Here is an 18,450-nt window from a genome sequence, read left to right on the forward strand (position 1 = left end):
AATTAAGATTGGTTTTCAAATTTGCGACTGCAAAAATAGGGAATTGGTTTGGGATACGAAACAGGAAAATGACGTAGTTTGTGAATAGACGTAAGACGATATGACTTAGGACGTAAGACCAAAGAATACGCAATAAATCAGTCCTACGCCTTACGTCCTACCGTCTCATGTCGTTTAATTATATACTAAAATGCCCCTGCACCTCGGGAGTTTCCTTATAGCGTTTTACGCATTGGTTGTAGATTTCCCTGGCTTCGTTTACATCGCCAAAACCTTCCACGTCCACCTTTTTGTTCTCAAGATCTTTATAAACTTTGAAGAAATGTTCTATTTCCTTAATTAAGTGGGGATTTACGTCCTGCAAGTCATTCAATTGGTTCCAAATGGGGTCAGACATGGGCACGCAGATTACCTTTTCATCCGGTCCCTTTTCATCGGCCATATGGAAAACGCCGATAGGCTTCACTTCCATCACACACATGGGGAAGGTAGGCTCGCCTCCCAACACCAAAACATCCAGCGGGTCGCCGTCCAGTGCCAAGGTTTCTGGTATAAAACCGTAATCGGCGGGATACATCATACTGCTGAAAAGCATTCTATCAAAACGGATTTTCTTCAGTTTAAAGTCGTATTCGTATTTGTTGCGGCTGCCTTTTGGGATTTCTATCAGTACGTCGAAGGTCTTTTTCATTTTGGGAATTTTGGATAATTATTTTGCTTTGGGCGGCAAAAATAACACTTAAAATCCAGTTCACCCCAACAACTGAAATGCTAATGTGAAAAAGTTAGGCATGGCAGCAGAAGAAATTTTCAATCGTTGTTGGAAGCCCACACGTCATGTAGCGCCTCAGCGCCATAACCGCCAATTACCCATAATTTGTCCTTGAATACCGTTGCAGTATGGTAATTGCGTTCCGAAAAAGCGGCATGCTCCAGAAATTGTGTCCAATTGACACCATCAGAACTATACCACACATCGTTGTAACGCTTTACCATATCCTTTCCCGCTATTACCCATAGTTTGTTCTCAAACACCGCGGTTGCTTGGCTAAATCGTGGCGCAAACCCGGCATCAGTTGTTGCTTGTGTCCAATTGGCCCCATCAGAGCTGTACCAAACATCGGCCAGTAAGCCAGAGTTACTATCGCCCGCAATGACCCACATTTTATTATCGAAGACGGCCGTGCTAAAAAAATCCCTTCCCATAAATACTGCATTATCGGTCACTTTAGTCCAAGTAATGCCATCGCCACTGTTCCAAACATCGGCCAGGTCAGAACCGTTGTAACCTCCTATTATCCATAGTTTATTATCAAAAACAAGAGTGCGGTGCCTTTCCCGTGGCGGAAATGCGGCATTGGCAGTGGCTTCTGTCCAATTAACCCCATCTGAAGAGTACCAAACATCATTTTTGAAATCACTGCCATTAGTGCCACCTATCACCCAAAGTTTGTTGTTGAACACCGTTGCGGTATGATCATATCTTGGCGGAAATGCGGCATTGGCAGTGGCTTCGATCCAGTTTTTTCCATCCTCGCTGTACCACACATCGTTCAGTGCGGGGCCGCCATCCACCCGTGCCCCAATTACCCATAGTTTTCCGTCAAAAGCAGTGGCAGTATGCTCATACCTTGCCGAAAAATCTGCATTGCCCACTTTTTCAAAATTGGTAAATGTACTTAAGGCGGGGCTGTCATCTTTTTTGCTGCAGCCCGTAAGGACAAACAACAAAAACATCAAATAAAAAGATATTGTTTTCATTTTTTATAAATTTTGCTATTATTTTCATTTTCTTCCCAAGCTATCGTTTCAAGGTATTTATTTCGCCATTGGCAAAGCCAAAGACCAGTTGCGATTCGCTGATGGAATTTATGGTCAACGTTTGGTTCCCGATAGCCCCGGAAATCATAAGTTGAGTTTCATCTGAGGATAAGGTATATGCACCATCCAAAACTGGGGAAGTAACACAATTTAGGGTGTCGTCATAATCAGATTCCTGAAAGGTAAAGGTGCCGTCGCCCTTAAAATCAAAATAGGTTTTTTCGGTACAGGCGTCCGCCATTTGGACCGTACCGTTGACCTCCCTTTTGGAGAAGTACCATTTATGGATCAATAATTCCGCTACGGTAGGAGTTGGAGGTGGATTGTCATCATTTTTCTTCGAGCAGGACGAAATAGATACAAACATCATTAATACAACCAATACATTGTAACTGCTACGTGTTGTTTTCATACTTAAAATTAATAAATTCTGAAAGACACTACTCTCAAAATTATACTAAAATATAGGGTAATTTAACCGAGGCCTATGTAATACATAGCATTACGTATCGAGAAATTTTTGGTGCAACCGTGCTTGTAAATCAAGTTGAGACACCTCCGTGAATTTTCTGAAAAAATTACAGGTGAACCGTTCCCTGTTTAAAGAGAAAGCTGCTGCCCGGCATTTTTGCGCTATTTTCAAAAGATGTTCCTTCAAAGATTGTGGCTTTAGAAATTGTGCATAATCGCTGAACATGAAATACGGGCGAGCAAAACCCGGTCCTGTGATTTATTAGGTTAATAAATGGCAAATAGATAGTTCATAATTCAAAGCTATCTATTGAAAGTATATATGGTACCTCCTTCAAATTTAAGTGCCAGAACAGTTTCACTGAGGGAATTGATTATAAAAGTTGATTGGCCTCCCATAGAGTTAGTTACCATAATTTTAGTGTCATTTTCAGTCAAGATGTACGTACTAATATCTACGAGGCCATGTGTACAGACATTGCCACTGTCATAATCAAATTCCTGAGAGAGGAAAGTATTGTCTGTTTTAAAATCAAAAAAGGTTTGTTCCGTACAACTGTCTGCCAACCTGAACGTACCGTCGCTGGGATCCTCCCACTTGGAAAAAAACCACTTATGCGCCAGTAATTCGGCTTTGGTAGGTGGTGGCGGGGCATCATCTTTTTTTGAGCAAGAAGTAAACGAAGCCATTACGAAAAGCGCGATGATCAATCTGAGTGAACTGCGGGTTGGTATCATAAGCTAGCATTTTTGAAATTATCAATATAGCCTCTTCAAATTTAAGGAATAAGGAAATAAAAAAATTGAAAACTATAGCATATTCTATATTTTATAAATTAACCCCTTAATCCTTTTTGAAATACACACTCATAATAACCCAAGGAGGGTATATCAGTTGTTTTTCAAAAATTCGGGGAAGCACCACTTCCCCATTTAACGGGAAAGCCGATGCTTGGTGTTTTCAACTATTTTTAAAAGACGCTGCTTTAAACTTTCAGGCTCCAAAACTTCGGCATAATCGCCAAACATTAAATACCAGCGGGCAAAACCGTGTTCCGCACTGTGGGTGAGAAAGGTCATTTCCACGCCTTCCTTTTTTATTTCTTCGGAAACGAAACCGTAGTTTTTTCGGTGGCTTTTTATATACTTTACGATGCTTTTATCAACCAGAATACGCACTTTCGTTTTGTGCGACTCCTTTTCCTTTTTTCTGAAATCATCCAAAGTGCCGTGTTCCAGTTTAAAAGGAAGGGCTGTCCGCTGTATTTGAAGCAATCTATCCGTCCTGAACTGGCGGTAATCCTTTCTGAAATGGCAATAGGCCAAAATATACCAATACTGGTTCTCGTGAAAAATATTGACGGGCTCCAAATATCTTTCGGAAGGCTTTTCAGCTTCCAACGATTGGTATTTCACATAAACCTGCCTCTTTTCAGCAATGCTTTCAAAAAGAATTTCCAAAGCGTTCGGAATGTTTTCATTGAAAAGCGTTTCCGCAGGATTTATAATTATTTGGGACTGGAGCGCATCAATCCAGTCCTTTTCCTTTCCGCGCAAAACCGATTTCACCTTAAACATCGCCGATTCGTAATAAGCTCCAAAAGTTTTATCGGTAAATTTCTGCATCAGTTTTTCCGCAGCCACAAAGCTGCTGGCCTCTTCGCGGGTAAACATAACGGGCGGCAAACGGTAGCCATCCATAATGGAATAGCCCACTCCGGCCTCACTAATAATAGGCACTCCCGATGATTCCAAAGAACGGATATCGCGGTAAATGGTGCGCAGGCTTACGTCAAACCTATCGGCCAATTCCTGCGCTTTTACAATTTTTTTGGACTGCAACTGTATCAGGATTGCTACAATTCTGTCAAAACGGTTTAGGGGGGCGTCGCTCATGCTTCAAAGATAGTGTTTCGAGTAAAATGCGTCATGATAACTTTAATTTGACATTTAATTTCTTGTTTCAAATTTAAACTGATAAAGCTTTCAAGACAGCTGAATATAGAAAATTCAATCATTCCCTTTAGGGTTAGGGTAAAAATGATTGAATTTTCGGCATTTGGTTTTGCCCCAACCCTAAAGAACTAAAGTAATCATGACCTAAACGTTCGGCATTTAGTTTTGCCCCAACCCTAAAGGGTGACTAAATGCCGAAAATTTATTTTTTCCTACTGACAAACCCTTGTCACTTGCCCCAATTAATTTTGGTTTCAGAAACAATAATCACTTAAAAACCATAATTATGAATGCAACAGCAAACAAAACAGCACAGGTAATTTCTTCGGAAGCATTGCTTAACCATTTACAGGGACACAGAAACTTGACAAGAAGAACGATTGAAGCCTTTCCCGAAAAAGAATTTTTCAACCATTCCATTGGGGGCATGCGAACCTTTGCCGAAATGACGATGGAGCTTTTGGGCATTGCCGGCCCGGGAATACAGGAAATTGTTTCGGGGAAATCAGAGCCTTTGAATGAAAAAATTGAGCACGGCAATAGCAAGTTGAAAATACTTCAACTTTGGGATGAAGCCACCGAACAAATCAATATGCTGTGGCCACAGATCCCGACTGAGCGTTTTCAGGAAAACATTCTGCTTTTTGGAATGTATGAAGGCACCGTTATCTCCTCCATATTTTATTTTATCGATAACGAAATCCACCACCGCGGACAAGGGTATGTATATCTGCGTTCGCTGGGTATTGAACCGCCAGCTTTTTATGAAAGATAGTATGGTGCTGGTTTTTAAAACATCGGTTTCAGTGAAGAACCAAGTGAAAAAACTTCGGCCCTTGCTGGACAAATTGACCCGCCAAAACGGCAATTGGAATTTCGACCTGGAGGATTGCGACAACATTCTCCGGGTGGAAACCCAACTGCTGAAAGCAGAAAACATTGCTACTACCCTACGAAATCAGGGTTTTTATTGCGAGGAACTGCACTAATCCATACTTTTTTAAACCAATTCGAAGCATTGCTATTTTCCATACCGAACAGGTTTTACTTATCCGCAGAAGCTTTTTAGTGAAGGAGGAAAACCTGTTAGGTTTCTGTTTGTGCCATTTTGCGGTATCTATTCATATAATCCAGTGGCGTCATATCGGTTATTTTTCGGAACACGTCGCGGAAGGCCTTGGGATCGTTATAGCCAACGTCATACATTACCTCGTTCACGTTTTTTCGGCCGCTTTCCAGTTCCTTTTTGGCGGCTTCTACCTTTACGCGCTGCATATATTCCACTACCGTATTGCTGGTTGCCTTTTTGAAACGTCTTTCAAACGTTCTTCGGCTTAAGGCCATATCTGCGCAAAGGTCGTCAACGTTCAGTTTTTCCTGAAAGTTGGCTTCAATGAATTCCTGCACTTTCAATATTTCATCATCATCGTGGCTTTTCTGGCCTTTAAAAATGATGAACGGGCTTTGGCTGTTGCGGCTGATGTCTATTTCAAAAACTTTGGAAGAGAGCACCGCCATTTCCCTGCCCGCGAACTTTTCAACCAAATAAAGGTTTAGGTTCAATGATGAATAAGCGCCGCCGCTGGTGTAAAGGCCGTGCTCGTCCGTGATTATTTTATCGTCCACCAAATTCACTTTTGGGAACATCGCCCTAAAATCATCTGCCGCAATCCAATGCGTTGCGCAGTTTCTTCCGTCCAAAAGGCCCGTGCTTGCCAACAGAAAAGCACCGATGCACAGGCTGGCAATCTCTGCGCCGTTTTTATATTGCTGTACGATCCACGGAATAAAGTCCTTATTGGCTTCAACCACTTTTTCATAATTGCCGTGGATGGCTGGAATGATTACCAAATCGGTTTGTTTCACTTCTGCAATGGTGGCATCGGGAATAATGGTAAAAATTCCGTTGCTTAAACGCGCGTCCTTATGTGTGGCCACAAGCTGGGTCTTGAAAACAGGCGCCTTCCCCATTTTGACAAGAAAATCATTCGCCATATTGAACATTTTATGTGTTGCCTCCAAATTGCTGAGGCTGGAATTGCCTTCGGGGACTAAGATTGATATATGTTTCATAAAAAATGGTTTACATCCCCTCCTAGCCTCCCTTTCGAAGGGGAGGGACCGGAGGTACTACAAATTTAATTAAATACCGTGTCGCGATCAACCCATTACATTGGCGCAAATGCACCTCTGGAATCGTGGAATTCCTATTTATCTTTACATTGTTAAACGACGAGGGACGAGCGACGAGGGACGAACATAGATTTAAGAACCAGAATTAAATTTCCAATACGTATTACTTATTTATAAACTTTTAAAACCGAAAAATTATGGCAACAAAATTAAATCCGTATTTAAATTTTGACGGAAACTGTGAAGCGGCGTTCAATCATTACAAAAAAGTATTTGGCGGCGAATTTGCCGGGCAAGGCGTAATGCGCTATGGCGATATGCCGGCATGCGATGAAATGCCTCCGCTTGCCGAGGAGCACAAAAATCGCGTAATGCACGTGTCGCTTCCCATTGGAAGCGAGTTATTAATGGGCTCCGATATTATGCCGGGATTTGGCAACGGACCATTTAAGATGGGAGACACTACTTATATAAGCATCCACCCAGATAGCAGGGAAGAAGCAGACCGTTTGTTTAAGGAATTATCAGAAGGCGGCGAAGTAGAAATGCCTATGGACGATATGTTTTGGGGCGACTATTTCGGTTCCCTGCGCGATCGGTTTGGGATTCAGTGGATGATTAATTTTTCTAAAGGGTAAGTTTGTGAATTTGGGATTTGGGATAATCTAACAAAACCAAAACTATTCTTTTTGAGCACGAATACGCAGAAATTACAAAGCTTCCTTATTATGTTATGCAAGTTTAGCGTATTTTAGTAGGTACAAATAAACCCTAAAACTATGCTTACTATCCCTAAAAAATCCTGTTTTGCCGCATCCCTGCTGTTGGTGGGGATGCTGGCTATATCCTCTTGTGGCGCCGGAAAGACGGTTGCCTGTATCGATACATCCAAAATAAGTGACGGGCCCTGCACGATGGAATACAACCCCGTTTGTGGCTGTGACGGGAAAACGTATGGCAACCCATGTATGGCTGAACGGGCTGGGCTTACTTCTTGGGCTGGTGGGGAGTGTGGGGAGGAATAGCAATTTTCATCCTTTTTAATTTATACTCCATCAGGCAGTAATCTGGCACCATTTTTTCTTTGGTTGGAATTTCGTTTTTTAGTGATATATATAGGGGATGCGGATTTCGAGGTTTAGTTGAGAAACTAAAAAATTACTGTTTAAAATCATTAAAAACGATAAAAAAGATTGAGTATATTTGAAAGATCATAAAATTTTACTCAATCATTTATTGCTCTGTACATAAAATGAAAGAAAGAAACTGTTTAATTTTAACACAATATAGAGATGACAGCCAATATAATGACTTTATTGGAAAATTCTATCATTTTCCAGCTACGGAAAAGAAGAACTACCTTAAACAGTTTGAAAATCTTCCTATTGAAATAATATATTATGAGCCAGATAAAAGAGGGGCAGGGGAGTTTTATGGATATGGGAAAATAATAAAACAACCATTTCAAGACAAAAGAGAACCTGACCACTACTTTGTAGAGATAACTGATTTTCGTCCGTTTGCTCAACCAGTCAATTTCAAAAATGAGAAAGGGGAGATACTCGAAAAGCTTTATAACTCTGATTACTACAATTATAACAATGCTGTCAGGAGAATTAAACCTAAGTTCTTAGACGAGTTATGTCTTGATGGAGGAATCGTATTAAATTTCAAAGCCGATGCCCATCTTGTCCAGGTTCTTGGAGAACAACTCATTGCTTCTGAAAGGGTTGGTATTTTAGAACTAGTAAAAAACGCTTTTGATGCCGGTGCATCATACTGCAACGTAATAATTGAAAAAGTACCTGGTTTAACAAAAATAACTGAAAGCTTATATCAATATAATGAGTATGAAGGTCCTGTAATTGTAATTGAAGATGATGGATCTGGAATGACCAAAGAGCAAATTGAACTAGGTTGGTTAAGGCCTGCATCTACCCTTAAGACAAACGTTAAACAACGATTAAAGGCCGAAAAAGAAATTGCAATTAAAAAAGGTCAACTTAAAACTTTCGAAAGTTTTGTAAAATTGCTCAAAGTGGAACATAAAGGAAGGATACCTTTAGGCGAAAAAGGTGTGGGAAGGTTTGCAACACACAGATTAGGTTCCAAATTAATCCTTAAATCCAAGATCGCAGAAAATGACTATGAATTTGTTCTAAAAATTAATTGGGATGATTTTATTTCCCAAAATAATGCTCCAATGGATTTAGATTCAGTCGGATTATCATTAACTCGTCAACCAGCTTCAAGGGATTATGGCGTAAAAAACTCAGGAACACAGCTAATTATTTACGGAGGAAGAGAGGGTCTTGAATTGACGGAAGCAGAGATAAATGAAATAAACAATACCATTCTCAAATTAAATAGTCCGAATCCACCACCTACTATTAAGGTTCAGGAATTCAAAGTAAATTTCAATTGTATTCAAGTAAAAAATTTAAGCACTAAATCTTCCTTTAGCCGGGATAATCAAGTTTTCAGGATATATGGTATAGTAGATGAAAAAGGAATTTTTGAATACGATTATTTTTTCACTCCTCCATACAGTGATAAAATACCGTTAAATGGGTTTGAGAAACGAAATGAAACTGTAGATATAAAAAAGCATAATAAGAAATACTTTCTCAAAGAAATTGACGGTAGAAGATTGTGGAAGATACCTACTTGTGGCTCCTTTTACATCCATATCGATATTTGGTATAGAGATAATCCTTGGGTTGAAAAAACAGATAGACCATTTTTAGATTACCTTAAGGAATATGGTGGACTTTCCATTTATCGAGATGGAATAAATGTATATCCGGCAGAATGGGGAGCAAAATATGATTGGTTAGGATTAAGACAAAGACAAATATCACAAGCAAAGAGAATTTCCTATTATCATATGATAGGAAATATAGAAATAGAACAGTCTAATAATATTGAATTAATTGATAAGACTAACAGGGAAGGGATGATTCAAAATACCGCTTTCCATGATTTGGCAGAACTAACAAAAGCGGTTGTCCAGTATGTTGAGTTGGATTATATGGGCAAACGTGAAGAGTTAACAAAATTGACAGGTGGCTTAATAAGAGAACCCAGAACACTTAACGAATTCTCTAAGCAATCTTCAAAGATTATAGCTAATATCCATGATAAATACGATGTGGTTTCTGACCCGTATCTTCTTTTATCAGAATTAGGGGATATTAGCGAAAGGAAAAAGAAACTAGTCGACCTCGCAAAATCATCCAAAAATCTGCAAAAGAACCTTGAGCTTATGACTGAAGTACAAGATTTGCTAACTGAGCAAGCAGGTTTTGGATTAGGAATTGCTGTGGCACTTCATGAAATCAATAAAGTGGCATCTAACTTCTATTATGGAATTATGGAAGTCATTAAAAAAAAGCAATTCGATAAAGTTAAATTAGAAGATTTAAAGAATACCTCGGCAGCTCTTGAATCCGAATTAATGCGAATAAGCCCATTAAGAGCTTTAAGAAATGAAAAGGACACACTTTTTAGAGTATCTGAATCTATAGAATATGTCAAGTCAATTTTTCAATGGCAATTTGACAAAATAGGAATTAACATTTCCTATAATTCAGAAGAAGACTTTCAAGTCATTGCTCGATTTGGGGCGGTAAATCAAATTCTTACTAATTTATTTGACAATTCCTGCTACTGGTTAGATGATCCTGATTTATTAAAACAAGAAATTAAATTAGAGCTTGATTCAAAAAACAGAACAATCATTGTTGCAGATAGCGGACCAGGAATAGCGGAATCGATTTTACCTTATTTATTTCAGCCAGGCTATAGTTTGAAGGAACCCCAGAGCGGTCTAGGCTTATATGTATGCAAGCATTATATGAACTTAATGAAAAAACGAGGAGATATTTATTTGGTTAAAGAAAGAGATCGTATAGAGAATTTATCGGGAGCTCAATTTCTACTTGATTTTTCTAATGTAAAAAGCGAATATGAAGAATAAGCCAATAACAACCGTTTTTATTATTGATGATGAGTTTCCTCGGGACCCTGAATTTAGAGCACGTGGAATATACAATTCTGCTATCTCAACAAATGACCTATATCATCTCGCAATAAATTGCGATTGGGAAAATCATTTAGGGGAATTACAACAACTTATTAAAGATATTGTCTCCAATCCTGTCTGTAAAGAAGAAGGTCATATTGAACTTATGGGTTTTACATCACCAACTCAAGCTCTTTACTCAATTGATCAAGGAAACATTCCGAACATTATTATTTATGATTGGGAATATCTGAATGCTCCAAGTTATAGCCTTAATGCAAAGAATTGGTTATTAGAGCTTTTACATACGGCAAGGGAAGCTTTTATATTTGTTTATTCTAAAAGAAGGGATGAGATTCCTCCATTTTTAAATATAGCAGAATTTGCTAAATTTTCGGAAAGATTCCAATTGTTAATGAAAGGTGGCAAAATTAAATCATCATTTTCAGCAGAGGAATTTATTCTTCAATATATTATTGGATCTGCTTCAAATAGTGGTAAAATTAAAATAGATGGTATACCTATTGAATTTGCAGCTAACAATTATCTTCTTTCGGCTTCTGACATTCTATATCTTCAAAGAATTTTAGGAAATCAGTACGTACTTGACGAACTGAATAATGTTGATTTTTTAATTAATGAAGCTTCAGTAGAAAAAATATTAAATGATTCAGAAGGATTCCTGTACTACAATGAAGAAAAGAAAATTTTAATTAATCCGAACGAAAATTATGATATGGAAAAATTTCATCCTTATGGAAAATTGAGCTATTTGGAAGTAGTGAAAAAGTTTTCAATTGCTCAACTAGAAGACGCATTGGAAAGAGGTGTTTTGCCAGTTTAACATTATGAATTATGCCAGCATTGACGAAACAACATATTGAAGTTTTAGGACCATTAATTAAGCCTTTTGAGAGAAGCTCAAAAAAACCTGAGCTTAAAAGAATTAGACCTGGAGAAGGACATAATGAAGAGTTTTTACCATATATACACGATGGTATAAATAACCATAAACCAGAACCATATTATGAGCTTACTATTCAGGAGTTAGAAGAAAATAGAATCATGGATGGATTTAAATTATTAGAAAAATGCTATCTCTGGGTAATTGATGATGTAAGTATTAAGATAATCTGGGAAAAGACATTGAATGTACTACGGGGAGAAGAATTACCTAAAAAAATGTATGTCTGCCATACTAACATTACTGGATGCAAACCAGCATATATAGGAGGAGAACTTCATTTCTGTGAAAATGGTAACATTTATGTAAATTTTGCTTCAGATCGTTATGGTCGGCCGGAAACTGAAGAAAAAAAGCAAATGGCAATTCAATACATGAAAGATTGTGGATATAAAAACGTAATTATGACTAATTATTTAGGTTAATGGAACTGCTTTCAATCGACATATTTAGTGGTGTAGGAGGTCTAACAGAAGGAATGCACCAAGCTAATTTCAAAACAGTACTTGCTTTGGAAATTGATGAATTAGCATCTAAAGCCTATCAGTTAAATCATTCGGATACTACCATAATTACAAAAGATATTCGTAAGGTTTCAATTGCTGAAATCAAAAGAAAGTTAGATGGGAAGATAATTCATTTGCTTGCAGGTTGCCCACCATGTCAAGGGTTTTCCTCTATTCGTAGACTAAACAGAACTACACCGGTTAATGATGAACGAAATAACCTTATAATGGAATATGTGAGGTTAGTAAAAGCTTTAAAGCCTTATACTATCATGATGGAGAATGTGCCTGGCCTTGTTGAATATGATTTGTTTAAAAAAGCAATTAAAATACTTAATGAAGAGCTAAATTATGAGATTGATTATAAAGTTGTAAATGTGAAAGATTATGGTGTTCCACAAAGCCGCCGAAGATTGGTTTTAGTTGGTTCTCGTTTAGGAAAAATAAAGGTAGCAGAACCTAATGCCAAAAAAATGACAGTAAAAGATGTTATTGGAAGTCTTGCGAATCCTGAAAAATCTAATGATGCATTACATAAAATTTTTCCCAAGCATACTCCAAAAGTTCAAAAAAGAATTGCCTTAACACCAAAAGACGGAGGAAGTAGAAAAGACCTACCAAAAGAATACATACTTGAATGCCACAAAGCCGATAATGTTGGTTTTAATGATGTATATGGCAGATTGAGATGGGATAATTATTCTACAACAATAACGGGAGGTTGTTTAAATCCTTCTAAGGGACGTTTTTTACATCCAGAACAGAATCGTAATATTTCAGCTCGTGAGGCGTCCCTACTACAATCTTTTCCGTCAGATTATATTTTTCCTATCGACGCTCCAGTTTCAAAAATAGCTTTAATGATAGGAAATGCTTTGCCACCAAAGTTTAGTTATTATCAATCATTGAATATTCGTGAGCATCTGGAAAATCATTTAAAATAAAATTGATATTTAAGAACAATCCCACCACCCACCTCATCACCACAGTCTGGCTAATAAACGGCCTTTTCTGCAAAGTCCTAAACCTAGTCCCCCGCCACCAAGAAATAGTAGAAACCATTTTGCATTTGGAAAACGGAAGGGCGTTAACCATCGCCATCGGCCTTGCCGAAACGGGTATGGCCTTTTGGATAGTCAGTGGGTTTCGCAGTAGGCTTAATGCCATCCTTCAAATTGTAGTAATTGCAATTATGAACATCTTGGAGTCTATTTACGCACCAGACCTCTTGCTGTGGGGAAGATGGAATGGCGTGTTTGCATTCCTGTTTATTTTAGTAATTTACGCACACGAATTCCACCTTAAAAAACGGGCGCACTGATATGTTTTCCTTTTTAAAAGACCATCCCTTTGCCGTGGAGGCTTTTTTTGAAAGCTCGCTCGTTCTTACCTACGCCGTGCCCAAAGAACAGTTGGCACATTTGGTGCCCAAGTGTTTGGAAGTGGAAACTTTTGACGACAAATGGGGCTTCGTCGCCTTGGCCATGGTGCAGACCAAAAACCTGCGCCCCAAGGGGTTTCCGGAATATTTGGGCAATGATTTTTTTCTAACGGGCTATCGGGTATTTGTGCGCTACACCAGCGCCATAGGCAAGAAATATCGCGGACTTTACATCTTGAAATCTGAAACCAACAAACGGAAGATGGCGTTTTTCGGGAATATATTTACACATTACAAATACACAACTACCGATATAACCTTAACGGAAACAAACGACCGGCTTCAAATTAACTCACAAAAATCTGGATTGAACGTAGTGGTGGCAACAGAAACAACGGAAGTGCCCTTGCCTGAAAACTCCCCCTTTAAAAACTGGAAGGAAGCTCGCAAGTTCGCCGGCCCGCTGCCCTTTACGTTTACCTATACTCCCGAAGCCCAGGAAGTGCTTATCATCGAAGGGGTGCGGAAAAACTGGAAGCCACAGCCCGTAAAGGTGTTAGCACAGCACAGTGATTTTTTGGAGTCGCTACAATTGAAAGGAATGGTGCTCGCCAATGCCTTTATCATTAAAAACATTCCGTATTGGTGGAAAAAAGGCAGAAAGGAACTATGGCAACTGTAAGAAAACCTTTGCAAGGGGTACGGAATATCGTGCGGTTCAACTGGCACTTTTATCTTTTGGCGCTTGCCTTCGTTGGGGTCTTATTGTTTTTGGGGTATTTTTTGAATAATTCCTTTGCCGGAATGGTTTTTACCATTGCGATAATGATTGTCTTTTTAACATTAGTTTCACTCGGCGTGTCCTGCTATATTTATGATTTTTCCGGTTTGTACAGCTTTAATTGGATGGAAAGGTTTACTTCGGAAAAAGAAAGCAGGGTGGTAAACATCCACGCAGGTTTTGATGAGACCAGTGAAATTTTGCAGCGAAAGTTTCCAAAAAGTAAATTGACCGTTTTGGATTTTTACGACCCACAAAAGCATACCGAAGTCTCCATCAAAAGAGCTCGAAAAGCCTATCCGCCCTATCCGGGCACCCAACAAATTACCACTGCTTCCCTGCCCCTTGCCCACCAAAGCGCCGATTCTGTCTTTCTAATTTTTGCCGCACATGAAATTCGCGACATGAAGGAAAGGGAATTGTTTTTTAAGGAATTACGAAGAATTGTTGCTCCAAACGGAAAGATAATAGTTACCGAACATCTTCGGGATATTCCAAATTTTTTGGCCTATACCGTTGGCTTTTTTCACTTTTACAGCAAGGCTTCTTGGAAGAAACTTTTTAAGACTTCCGGCTTTAAAATTTCCTCTGAAATCAAATGCACGCCTTTTATATCCACCTTTATACTTGAGCCCGATGGAACTTCACCTTAAAATAGTAGGAGCGATTTTGATGGTTCTTTCCATGGTCCACGTTCGCTTTCCCAAATATTTTAACTGGGCGAAAGAGCTGGGCGGAATGAGCCTTATAAACAGGCAGATGATGTATGTGCACACTTTCTTCGTGGCATTGGTGGTTTTTTTGATGGGCGTGCTTTGCCTGAGCTCGGCATCTTTATTGGTTTCCACGGAACTGGGACATAGAATCTGTTTGGGTTTAGGCGTATTTTGGGGGTTACGGCTGTTTTTTCAATTCTTCGTCTATTCAAAAGAGCTTTGGAAAGGGAAACGCTTTGAAAGTGTTGTGCACATTGTGTTTTCGCTGCTTTGGATTTATTTTACCGTGGTGTTCTGGAGTGTTGGATTGTTATACTAATCTTTTTTCCTGAAATTCTTGATTTATAGTTTAAACCTAACAGGTCTTGGAGACCTGTTAGGTTTTGCCGTATGGATTATTTCCATTTAACAGGAAATATTCCAAATATTTAAAATTCTTTCCCTACATTTGTTTTCCCAGCAAACAAAAAATGCACTCACAACTTTTCGCAATTATAGACGTAGAAACCACTGGCGGCGGCATTGCCGGCAATCGTATTACGGAAATCTGTATCGCCCTTTTGAAGGATGGCGAAGTGGTGGATAAATACACCACGCTCGTAAACCCTGAGCGGGACATTCCTCAGCATATTACGGCTTTAACTGGTATTGACAATGAAATGGTTGCCGATGCGCCATGTTTTTTTGAAGTTGCAGAAAAAATAGAAGAATTCACTAAAGACGCTGTGTTTGTGGCGCACAACGTGAGCTTTGACTATAATGTAATCCGCGGCGAGTTTCGGCTTTTGGGGCAACACTACAACCGAAAAAAACTCTGCACCGTCCGGCTTTCGCGCAAATTGATTCCCGGACATTTGTCTTATAGTTTGGGAAGGCTTTGCAGTACCATAAACATTCCGCACCTCAACCGCCACCGTGCAGAGGGCGATGTGGATGCCACGGTAATCCTCTTTCAACGCTTGCTTTCGTTGGACGAAGATTTCAGCACTATTAATTCCTTTTTGAATCCACGTTCCAAACAGGCTACGCTTCCCCCGCACATCCCAACGGAACAGATTAACGAACTGCCCGAGGAAGCTGGTATCTATTTATTCAAAAACCAAAAACACCAAGTGATTTATGCCGGAAAGGCAAAGAACATCAAAAAGCGGGTTTTGAGCCATTTTTATGATAAAAAGACAAAGGAATACCAGCTTGGGCAGGAAACGCATTTTATAGATTACGAACTTACAGGAAATGAATTATTGGCGCTGTTAGTTGAATCGGAACACATTCGGAAACATTACCCAAAATACAATCGGGCTCAGAAATGGCCTGCTACAACCTATCAAATAATCAGCTATATAAACCAGCGCGGCATCGTCCAACTTGCATTGGGAAAAACCAAGGTGCTGCACGATTCGGTGGGCACGTTTTACAACAAAACGGAAGCGATTGAGAAGTTGGAGGAAATATGCGAGACTTTTAAACTATGTCCGCGTTTTTGCACCTTGCAGAGCACTTCTGAAAAATGCTCCCACTACCGAATCAAAAACTGTGAGGGCATTTGCGAAGGCACGGAAACTGTGGAAAGCTACAATCTAAAAGTGGAGGCTGCTATCCAAGCTTTAAAGGAAAACAAACAGAGTTTTGCCATTCAAGGAAAAGGAAGGACAAAGGGCGAAATAGCTTTTGCATTGGTTGCTGATGGGCAATACAAAGGTTTTGGTTTTTTTGACCAGAGCGAAGCCATTTGCAATATTGAAGATTATGAACCCTTTTTAAATTTGCAGCCAGCCAGTTATCATACGCACGCAATTATCCGAAGTCATCTTAAAAAGCATGGGGAGCGGAATGTGGTTTATTTTGAAGAACCCATTCGGCTCGCAACGCATAGAATTAAAGCTATTAAGAAAAGCTCACCGAAAGACAATATTTTCTCTGAATGGAGATGAATACATCCCCCCGCAATAAATGCGGGGCAAGCTCTCCCAGCCTCCCCTTCAAAGGGAGGAACTAATTACCTAAAAATTCGTTAGATTCGAAAACGCAATTTCACCAAAACTCGTGATTACCCTATCCGCTTTGCTGTAATCCTGATTTACGGAATGCGGACTTTTAAAACCTACGCAGTAAATATTTGCGGCTTTGGCGGCGGCAATGCCGTTGGTGGAGTCTTCAATTACCATACAATTTTCAGTGTGCTCCCCGGCAAGTTCGGCGGCTTTCAAAAAAATCTCGGGGTGTGGCTTGGATGCCTTCAAATCGGCGCCGCTTATTTTTGCCTTAAAATATTTATCGAGGTCGAAACGCTCAAAAATACGGTTGATGTTTGGCATGGAAGCCGAAGATGCCAAAACCAATGTCAATCCGTTCCTGTGATAATCTTTTATTAAATCGTGAACGCCATCCAAAAGCGCAAGGTCGTTATCGTTTTCAAAAAGATATTTAAAATGTTTTCTTTTGGTTGCAACCAGATGTTCGGGACTTTCAGAAATACCGAAATGCCCGCAAAGTGTCCTGCAAATAGGCAAGGTTGCCTGCCCAGTAAAGGAATCATACATTGCTTGGCCCACGTCAATTTTCATATCCTCAAACATTCTGAAGTAGGCTTTGCGGTGTAGGGGTTCGGTATCCACAATTACCCCATCCATATCAAAAAGTACAGCTTTTAGCATATCGGCTTTTTTTGCGAAGGTACAGAAAACAAACTTTTTATTTTTTCAGTTGCGCCAATAACTCAAAAGTCTTCAGCCTGGCTTGTTGGTCATAAATATGGGCGACGGTAATCAGTTCGTCAATCCTTGTTTCGGCAACAAACGCATTTAATTTTTTTTGTACTGTTTCGGTGCTTCCTACGAAAGAATATTGCATCATTTGTGAAATGTGCGCCTCTTCAAGGGAATTCCAAAGTCCATCCATACTTTTTACCGGCGGTTGCAACGGTTTCCGGGTATTTCGGATTACGTTCAGCATAAATAATTTCATGCTTGTGGACAAATATTCAGCGTCCTCATCGGTATCCGCTACCACTACGTTAACACAGGCCATGGTATAGGGTTTTTGCAACTGTTTTGAAGGCTCAAAGTTTGAATGATATAATCGCAGTGCATCGTGCAGATGGGTGGGCGCAAAATGGCTCGCGAAAGCGTAGGGCAATCCCAATGCGCCTGCCAGTTGGGCACTAAACGTACTCGAACCCAAAAGATATAGCGGCACTTCCAAGCCTTCCCCCGGAATGGCACGGACGGGGCTGTGGGAATTGGATTTTGAAAAATAATTTGAAAGTTCCTGAACGTCATTTGGAAAATCATTAACCGTTTCTATCCGTTCCCGCCTAAGCGCTCTGGCGGTAACTTGATCGGTTCCCGGTGCACGTCCCAAACCCAGGTCAATCCTATCTGGATATAAGGTGGCGAGGGTTCCAAATTGTTCGGCAACAATAAGCGGGGCGTGATTGGGCAGCATAACCCCGCCCGAACCTACGCGAATAGTTTTGGTGTTTTCCGCTACATAGCCTATCAGCAACGGTGTGGCGGAACTTACAAGGCTTTCGGCGTTGTGGTGTTCCGAAATCCAAAAGCGCTTATATCCTAATTTCTCTGCCTGTTGGGCCAAAGCCAAACTATTTTCCATAGCCTTTTTATGGCTGCTTCCCTGAATAACGGGTACCAAATCCAACACAGAAAAAGGGATATTTTGTAACAAAGCTTTCATA

Annotated in this window: 21 protein-coding genes; 13 read left to right on the plus strand and 8 right to left on the minus strand. The window is 39.8% G+C overall.

The window, feature by feature from the left end; translation table 11 throughout:
- Window positions 1-178: 178 nt before the first annotated feature.
- The 5 genes from POV26_RS08760 to POV26_RS08780 form a co-directional block, all read right to left on the minus strand.
- Entirely contained in the window at window positions 179-691 is a 513-nt protein-coding gene (locus POV26_RS08760; protein WP_272856096.1) for an inorganic diphosphatase, read from the minus strand.
- Between the two features lie 119 nt (window positions 692-810).
- A complete protein-coding gene (locus POV26_RS08765) occupies window positions 811-1,761 on the minus strand; it encodes a Kelch repeat-containing protein (protein WP_272856097.1) in 951 nt (316 codons plus the stop codon).
- Window positions 1,762-1,801: 40 nt separating this feature from the next.
- Window positions 1,802-2,233 carry a lipocalin-like domain-containing protein gene (locus POV26_RS08770; RefSeq protein ID WP_272856098.1) on the minus strand — a complete coding sequence of 144 codons (432 nt, stop codon included), beginning with the start codon at window positions 2,231-2,233 and terminating at the stop codon, window positions 1,802-1,804.
- A gap of 362 nt (window positions 2,234-2,595) precedes the next feature.
- Entirely contained in the window at window positions 2,596-3,030 is a 435-nt protein-coding gene (locus POV26_RS08775) for a lipocalin-like domain-containing protein (RefSeq protein ID WP_272856099.1), read from the minus strand.
- 195 nt (window positions 3,031-3,225) lie between these two features.
- The gene (locus tag POV26_RS08780; RefSeq protein ID WP_272856100.1) at window positions 3,226-4,188 is read right to left on the minus strand and encodes a helix-turn-helix transcriptional regulator; all 963 of its coding nucleotides are present in this window, start codon (window positions 4,186-4,188) and stop codon (window positions 3,226-3,228) included.
- Window positions 4,189-4,534: 346 nt separating this feature from the next.
- On the opposite strand from POV26_RS08780, the gene POV26_RS08785 reads away from it, so the two are divergent.
- Together POV26_RS08785 and POV26_RS08790 are read left to right on the plus strand one after the other, a co-directional pair.
- On the plus strand, window positions 4,535-5,023 hold the full coding sequence (locus POV26_RS08785) for a DinB family protein (RefSeq protein ID WP_272856101.1): 489 nt from the start codon (window positions 4,535-4,537) through the stop codon (window positions 5,021-5,023).
- Window positions 5,013-5,237, plus strand: a complete 225-nt coding sequence (locus POV26_RS08790; RefSeq protein WP_272856102.1) for a hypothetical protein — start codon at window positions 5,013-5,015, stop codon at window positions 5,235-5,237. The genes POV26_RS08785 and POV26_RS08790 overlap by 11 nt, the downstream gene beginning before the upstream one ends.
- Window positions 5,238-5,334: 97 nt before the next feature.
- On the opposite strand, the gene POV26_RS08795 is transcribed toward POV26_RS08790, so the two are convergent.
- Window positions 5,335-6,321 (minus strand): GlxA family transcriptional regulator, encoded by a 987-nt coding sequence (locus POV26_RS08795; RefSeq protein ID WP_272856103.1) that lies wholly within the window; start codon window positions 6,319-6,321, stop codon window positions 5,335-5,337.
- A gap of 257 nt (window positions 6,322-6,578) precedes the next feature.
- Between POV26_RS08795 and POV26_RS08800 the strand changes: the two genes are divergently transcribed.
- The 11 genes from POV26_RS08800 (at window position 6,579) to POV26_RS08850 (ending at window position 16,687) form a co-directional block, all read left to right on the plus strand.
- Complete coding sequence (locus tag POV26_RS08800; protein ID WP_272856104.1) at window positions 6,579-7,019, plus strand: VOC family protein; 441 nt, start codon at window positions 6,579-6,581, stop codon at window positions 7,017-7,019.
- A gap of 141 nt (window positions 7,020-7,160) precedes the next feature.
- Window positions 7,161-7,406 (plus strand): Kazal-type serine protease inhibitor domain-containing protein, encoded by a 246-nt coding sequence (locus POV26_RS08805; RefSeq protein WP_272856105.1) that lies wholly within the window; start codon window positions 7,161-7,163, stop codon window positions 7,404-7,406.
- A 227-nt stretch (window positions 7,407-7,633) separates the two neighbouring features.
- Entirely contained in the window at window positions 7,634-10,360 is a 2,727-nt protein-coding gene (locus tag POV26_RS08810) for a sensor histidine kinase (protein ID WP_272856106.1), read from the plus strand.
- Window positions 10,350-11,249 carry a hypothetical protein gene (locus POV26_RS08815; RefSeq protein ID WP_272856107.1) on the plus strand — a complete coding sequence of 300 codons (900 nt, stop codon included), beginning with the start codon at window positions 10,350-10,352 and terminating at the stop codon, window positions 11,247-11,249. Before POV26_RS08810 ends, POV26_RS08815 begins: the two co-directional genes overlap by 11 nt.
- Before the next feature lie 11 nt (window positions 11,250-11,260).
- A complete protein-coding gene (locus tag POV26_RS08820) occupies window positions 11,261-11,794 on the plus strand; it encodes a hypothetical protein (protein ID WP_272856108.1) in 534 nt (177 codons plus the stop codon).
- Complete coding sequence (locus POV26_RS08825) at window positions 11,794-12,819, plus strand: DNA cytosine methyltransferase (RefSeq protein WP_272856109.1); 1,026 nt, start codon at window positions 11,794-11,796, stop codon at window positions 12,817-12,819. Before POV26_RS08820 ends, POV26_RS08825 begins: the two co-directional genes overlap by 1 nt.
- Before the next feature lie 2 nt (window positions 12,820-12,821).
- The gene (locus tag POV26_RS08830; RefSeq protein WP_272856110.1) at window positions 12,822-13,196 is read left to right on the plus strand and encodes a DoxX-like family protein; all 375 of its coding nucleotides are present in this window, start codon (window positions 12,822-12,824) and stop codon (window positions 13,194-13,196) included.
- Window position 13,197: 1 nt separating this feature from the next.
- On the plus strand, window positions 13,198-13,938 hold the full coding sequence (locus POV26_RS08835; protein WP_272856111.1) for a DUF2071 domain-containing protein: 741 nt from the start codon (window positions 13,198-13,200) through the stop codon (window positions 13,936-13,938).
- Window positions 13,926-14,690 (plus strand): class I SAM-dependent methyltransferase, encoded by a 765-nt coding sequence (locus tag POV26_RS08840; RefSeq protein WP_272856112.1) that lies wholly within the window; start codon window positions 13,926-13,928, stop codon window positions 14,688-14,690. Before POV26_RS08835 ends, POV26_RS08840 begins: the two co-directional genes overlap by 13 nt.
- A complete protein-coding gene (locus POV26_RS08845; protein ID WP_272856113.1) occupies window positions 14,674-15,072 on the plus strand; it encodes a hypothetical protein in 399 nt (132 codons plus the stop codon). The genes POV26_RS08840 and POV26_RS08845 overlap by 17 nt, the downstream gene beginning before the upstream one ends.
- A gap of 151 nt (window positions 15,073-15,223) precedes the next feature.
- On the plus strand, window positions 15,224-16,687 hold the full coding sequence (locus POV26_RS08850; RefSeq protein ID WP_272856114.1) for an exonuclease domain-containing protein: 1,464 nt from the start codon (window positions 15,224-15,226) through the stop codon (window positions 16,685-16,687).
- Between the two features lie 69 nt (window positions 16,688-16,756).
- Here the strand turns inward: POV26_RS08850 and POV26_RS08855 are convergent, their stop codons facing one another.
- Window positions 16,757-17,410 carry an HAD family hydrolase gene (locus tag POV26_RS08855; protein ID WP_272856115.1) on the minus strand — a complete coding sequence of 218 codons (654 nt, stop codon included), beginning with the start codon at window positions 17,408-17,410 and terminating at the stop codon, window positions 16,757-16,759.
- A 37-nt stretch (window positions 17,411-17,447) separates the two neighbouring features.
- Complete coding sequence (locus POV26_RS08860) at window positions 17,448-18,449, minus strand: LLM class flavin-dependent oxidoreductase (protein WP_272856116.1); 1,002 nt, start codon at window positions 18,447-18,449, stop codon at window positions 17,448-17,450.
- Window position 18,450: the final 1 nt, after the last annotated feature.

Source organism: Aequorivita todarodis, assembly GCF_028561335.1.
In the GTDB taxonomy this organism is placed as follows: domain Bacteria; phylum Bacteroidota; class Bacteroidia; order Flavobacteriales; family Flavobacteriaceae; genus Aequorivita; species Aequorivita todarodis.

What these genes read in the sequence shown, in the direction of transcription:
- POV26_RS08855 (WP_272856115.1), bottom strand. Translation starts at nt 17,410, where the DNA reads ATGCTAAAAGCTGTACTTTTTGATATGGATGGGGTAATTGTGGATACC.
- POV26_RS08775 (WP_272856099.1), bottom strand. Translation starts at nt 3,030, where the DNA reads ATGATACCAACCCGCAGTTCACTCAGATTGATCATCGCGCTTTTCGTA.
- POV26_RS08825 (WP_272856109.1), top strand. Translation starts at nt 11,794, where the DNA reads ATGGAACTGCTTTCAATCGACATATTTAGTGGTGTAGGAGGTCTAACA.
- POV26_RS08785 (WP_272856101.1), top strand. Translation starts at nt 4,535, where the DNA reads ATGAATGCAACAGCAAACAAAACAGCACAGGTAATTTCTTCGGAAGCA.
- POV26_RS08770 (WP_272856098.1), bottom strand. Translation starts at nt 2,233, where the DNA reads ATGAAAACAACACGTAGCAGTTACAATGTATTGGTTGTATTAATGATG.
- POV26_RS08840 (WP_272856112.1), top strand. Translation starts at nt 13,926, where the DNA reads ATGGCAACTGTAAGAAAACCTTTGCAAGGGGTACGGAATATCGTGCGG.
- POV26_RS08845 (WP_272856113.1), top strand. Translation starts at nt 14,674, where the DNA reads ATGGAACTTCACCTTAAAATAGTAGGAGCGATTTTGATGGTTCTTTCC.
- POV26_RS08805 (WP_272856105.1), top strand. Translation starts at nt 7,161, where the DNA reads ATGCTTACTATCCCTAAAAAATCCTGTTTTGCCGCATCCCTGCTGTTG.
- POV26_RS08850 (WP_272856114.1), top strand. Translation starts at nt 15,224, where the DNA reads ATGCACTCACAACTTTTCGCAATTATAGACGTAGAAACCACTGGCGGC.
- POV26_RS08815 (WP_272856107.1), top strand. Translation starts at nt 10,350, where the DNA reads ATGAAGAATAAGCCAATAACAACCGTTTTTATTATTGATGATGAGTTT.
- POV26_RS08835 (WP_272856111.1), top strand. Translation starts at nt 13,198, where the DNA reads ATGTTTTCCTTTTTAAAAGACCATCCCTTTGCCGTGGAGGCTTTTTTT.
- POV26_RS08795 (WP_272856103.1), bottom strand. Translation starts at nt 6,321, where the DNA reads ATGAAACATATATCAATCTTAGTCCCCGAAGGCAATTCCAGCCTCAGC.
- POV26_RS08810 (WP_272856106.1), top strand. Translation starts at nt 7,634, where the DNA reads ATGAAAGAAAGAAACTGTTTAATTTTAACACAATATAGAGATGACAGC.
- POV26_RS08860 (WP_272856116.1), bottom strand. Translation starts at nt 18,449, where the DNA reads ATGAAAGCTTTGTTACAAAATATCCCTTTTTCTGTGTTGGATTTGGTA.
- POV26_RS08765 (WP_272856097.1), bottom strand. Translation starts at nt 1,761, where the DNA reads ATGAAAACAATATCTTTTTATTTGATGTTTTTGTTGTTTGTCCTTACG.
- POV26_RS08820 (WP_272856108.1), top strand. Translation starts at nt 11,261, where the DNA reads ATGCCAGCATTGACGAAACAACATATTGAAGTTTTAGGACCATTAATT.
- POV26_RS08800 (WP_272856104.1), top strand. Translation starts at nt 6,579, where the DNA reads ATGGCAACAAAATTAAATCCGTATTTAAATTTTGACGGAAACTGTGAA.
- POV26_RS08760 (WP_272856096.1), bottom strand. Translation starts at nt 691, where the DNA reads ATGAAAAAGACCTTCGACGTACTGATAGAAATCCCAAAAGGCAGCCGC.
- POV26_RS08790 (WP_272856102.1), top strand. Translation starts at nt 5,013, where the DNA reads ATGAAAGATAGTATGGTGCTGGTTTTTAAAACATCGGTTTCAGTGAAG.
- POV26_RS08780 (WP_272856100.1), bottom strand. Translation starts at nt 4,188, where the DNA reads ATGAGCGACGCCCCCCTAAACCGTTTTGACAGAATTGTAGCAATCCTG.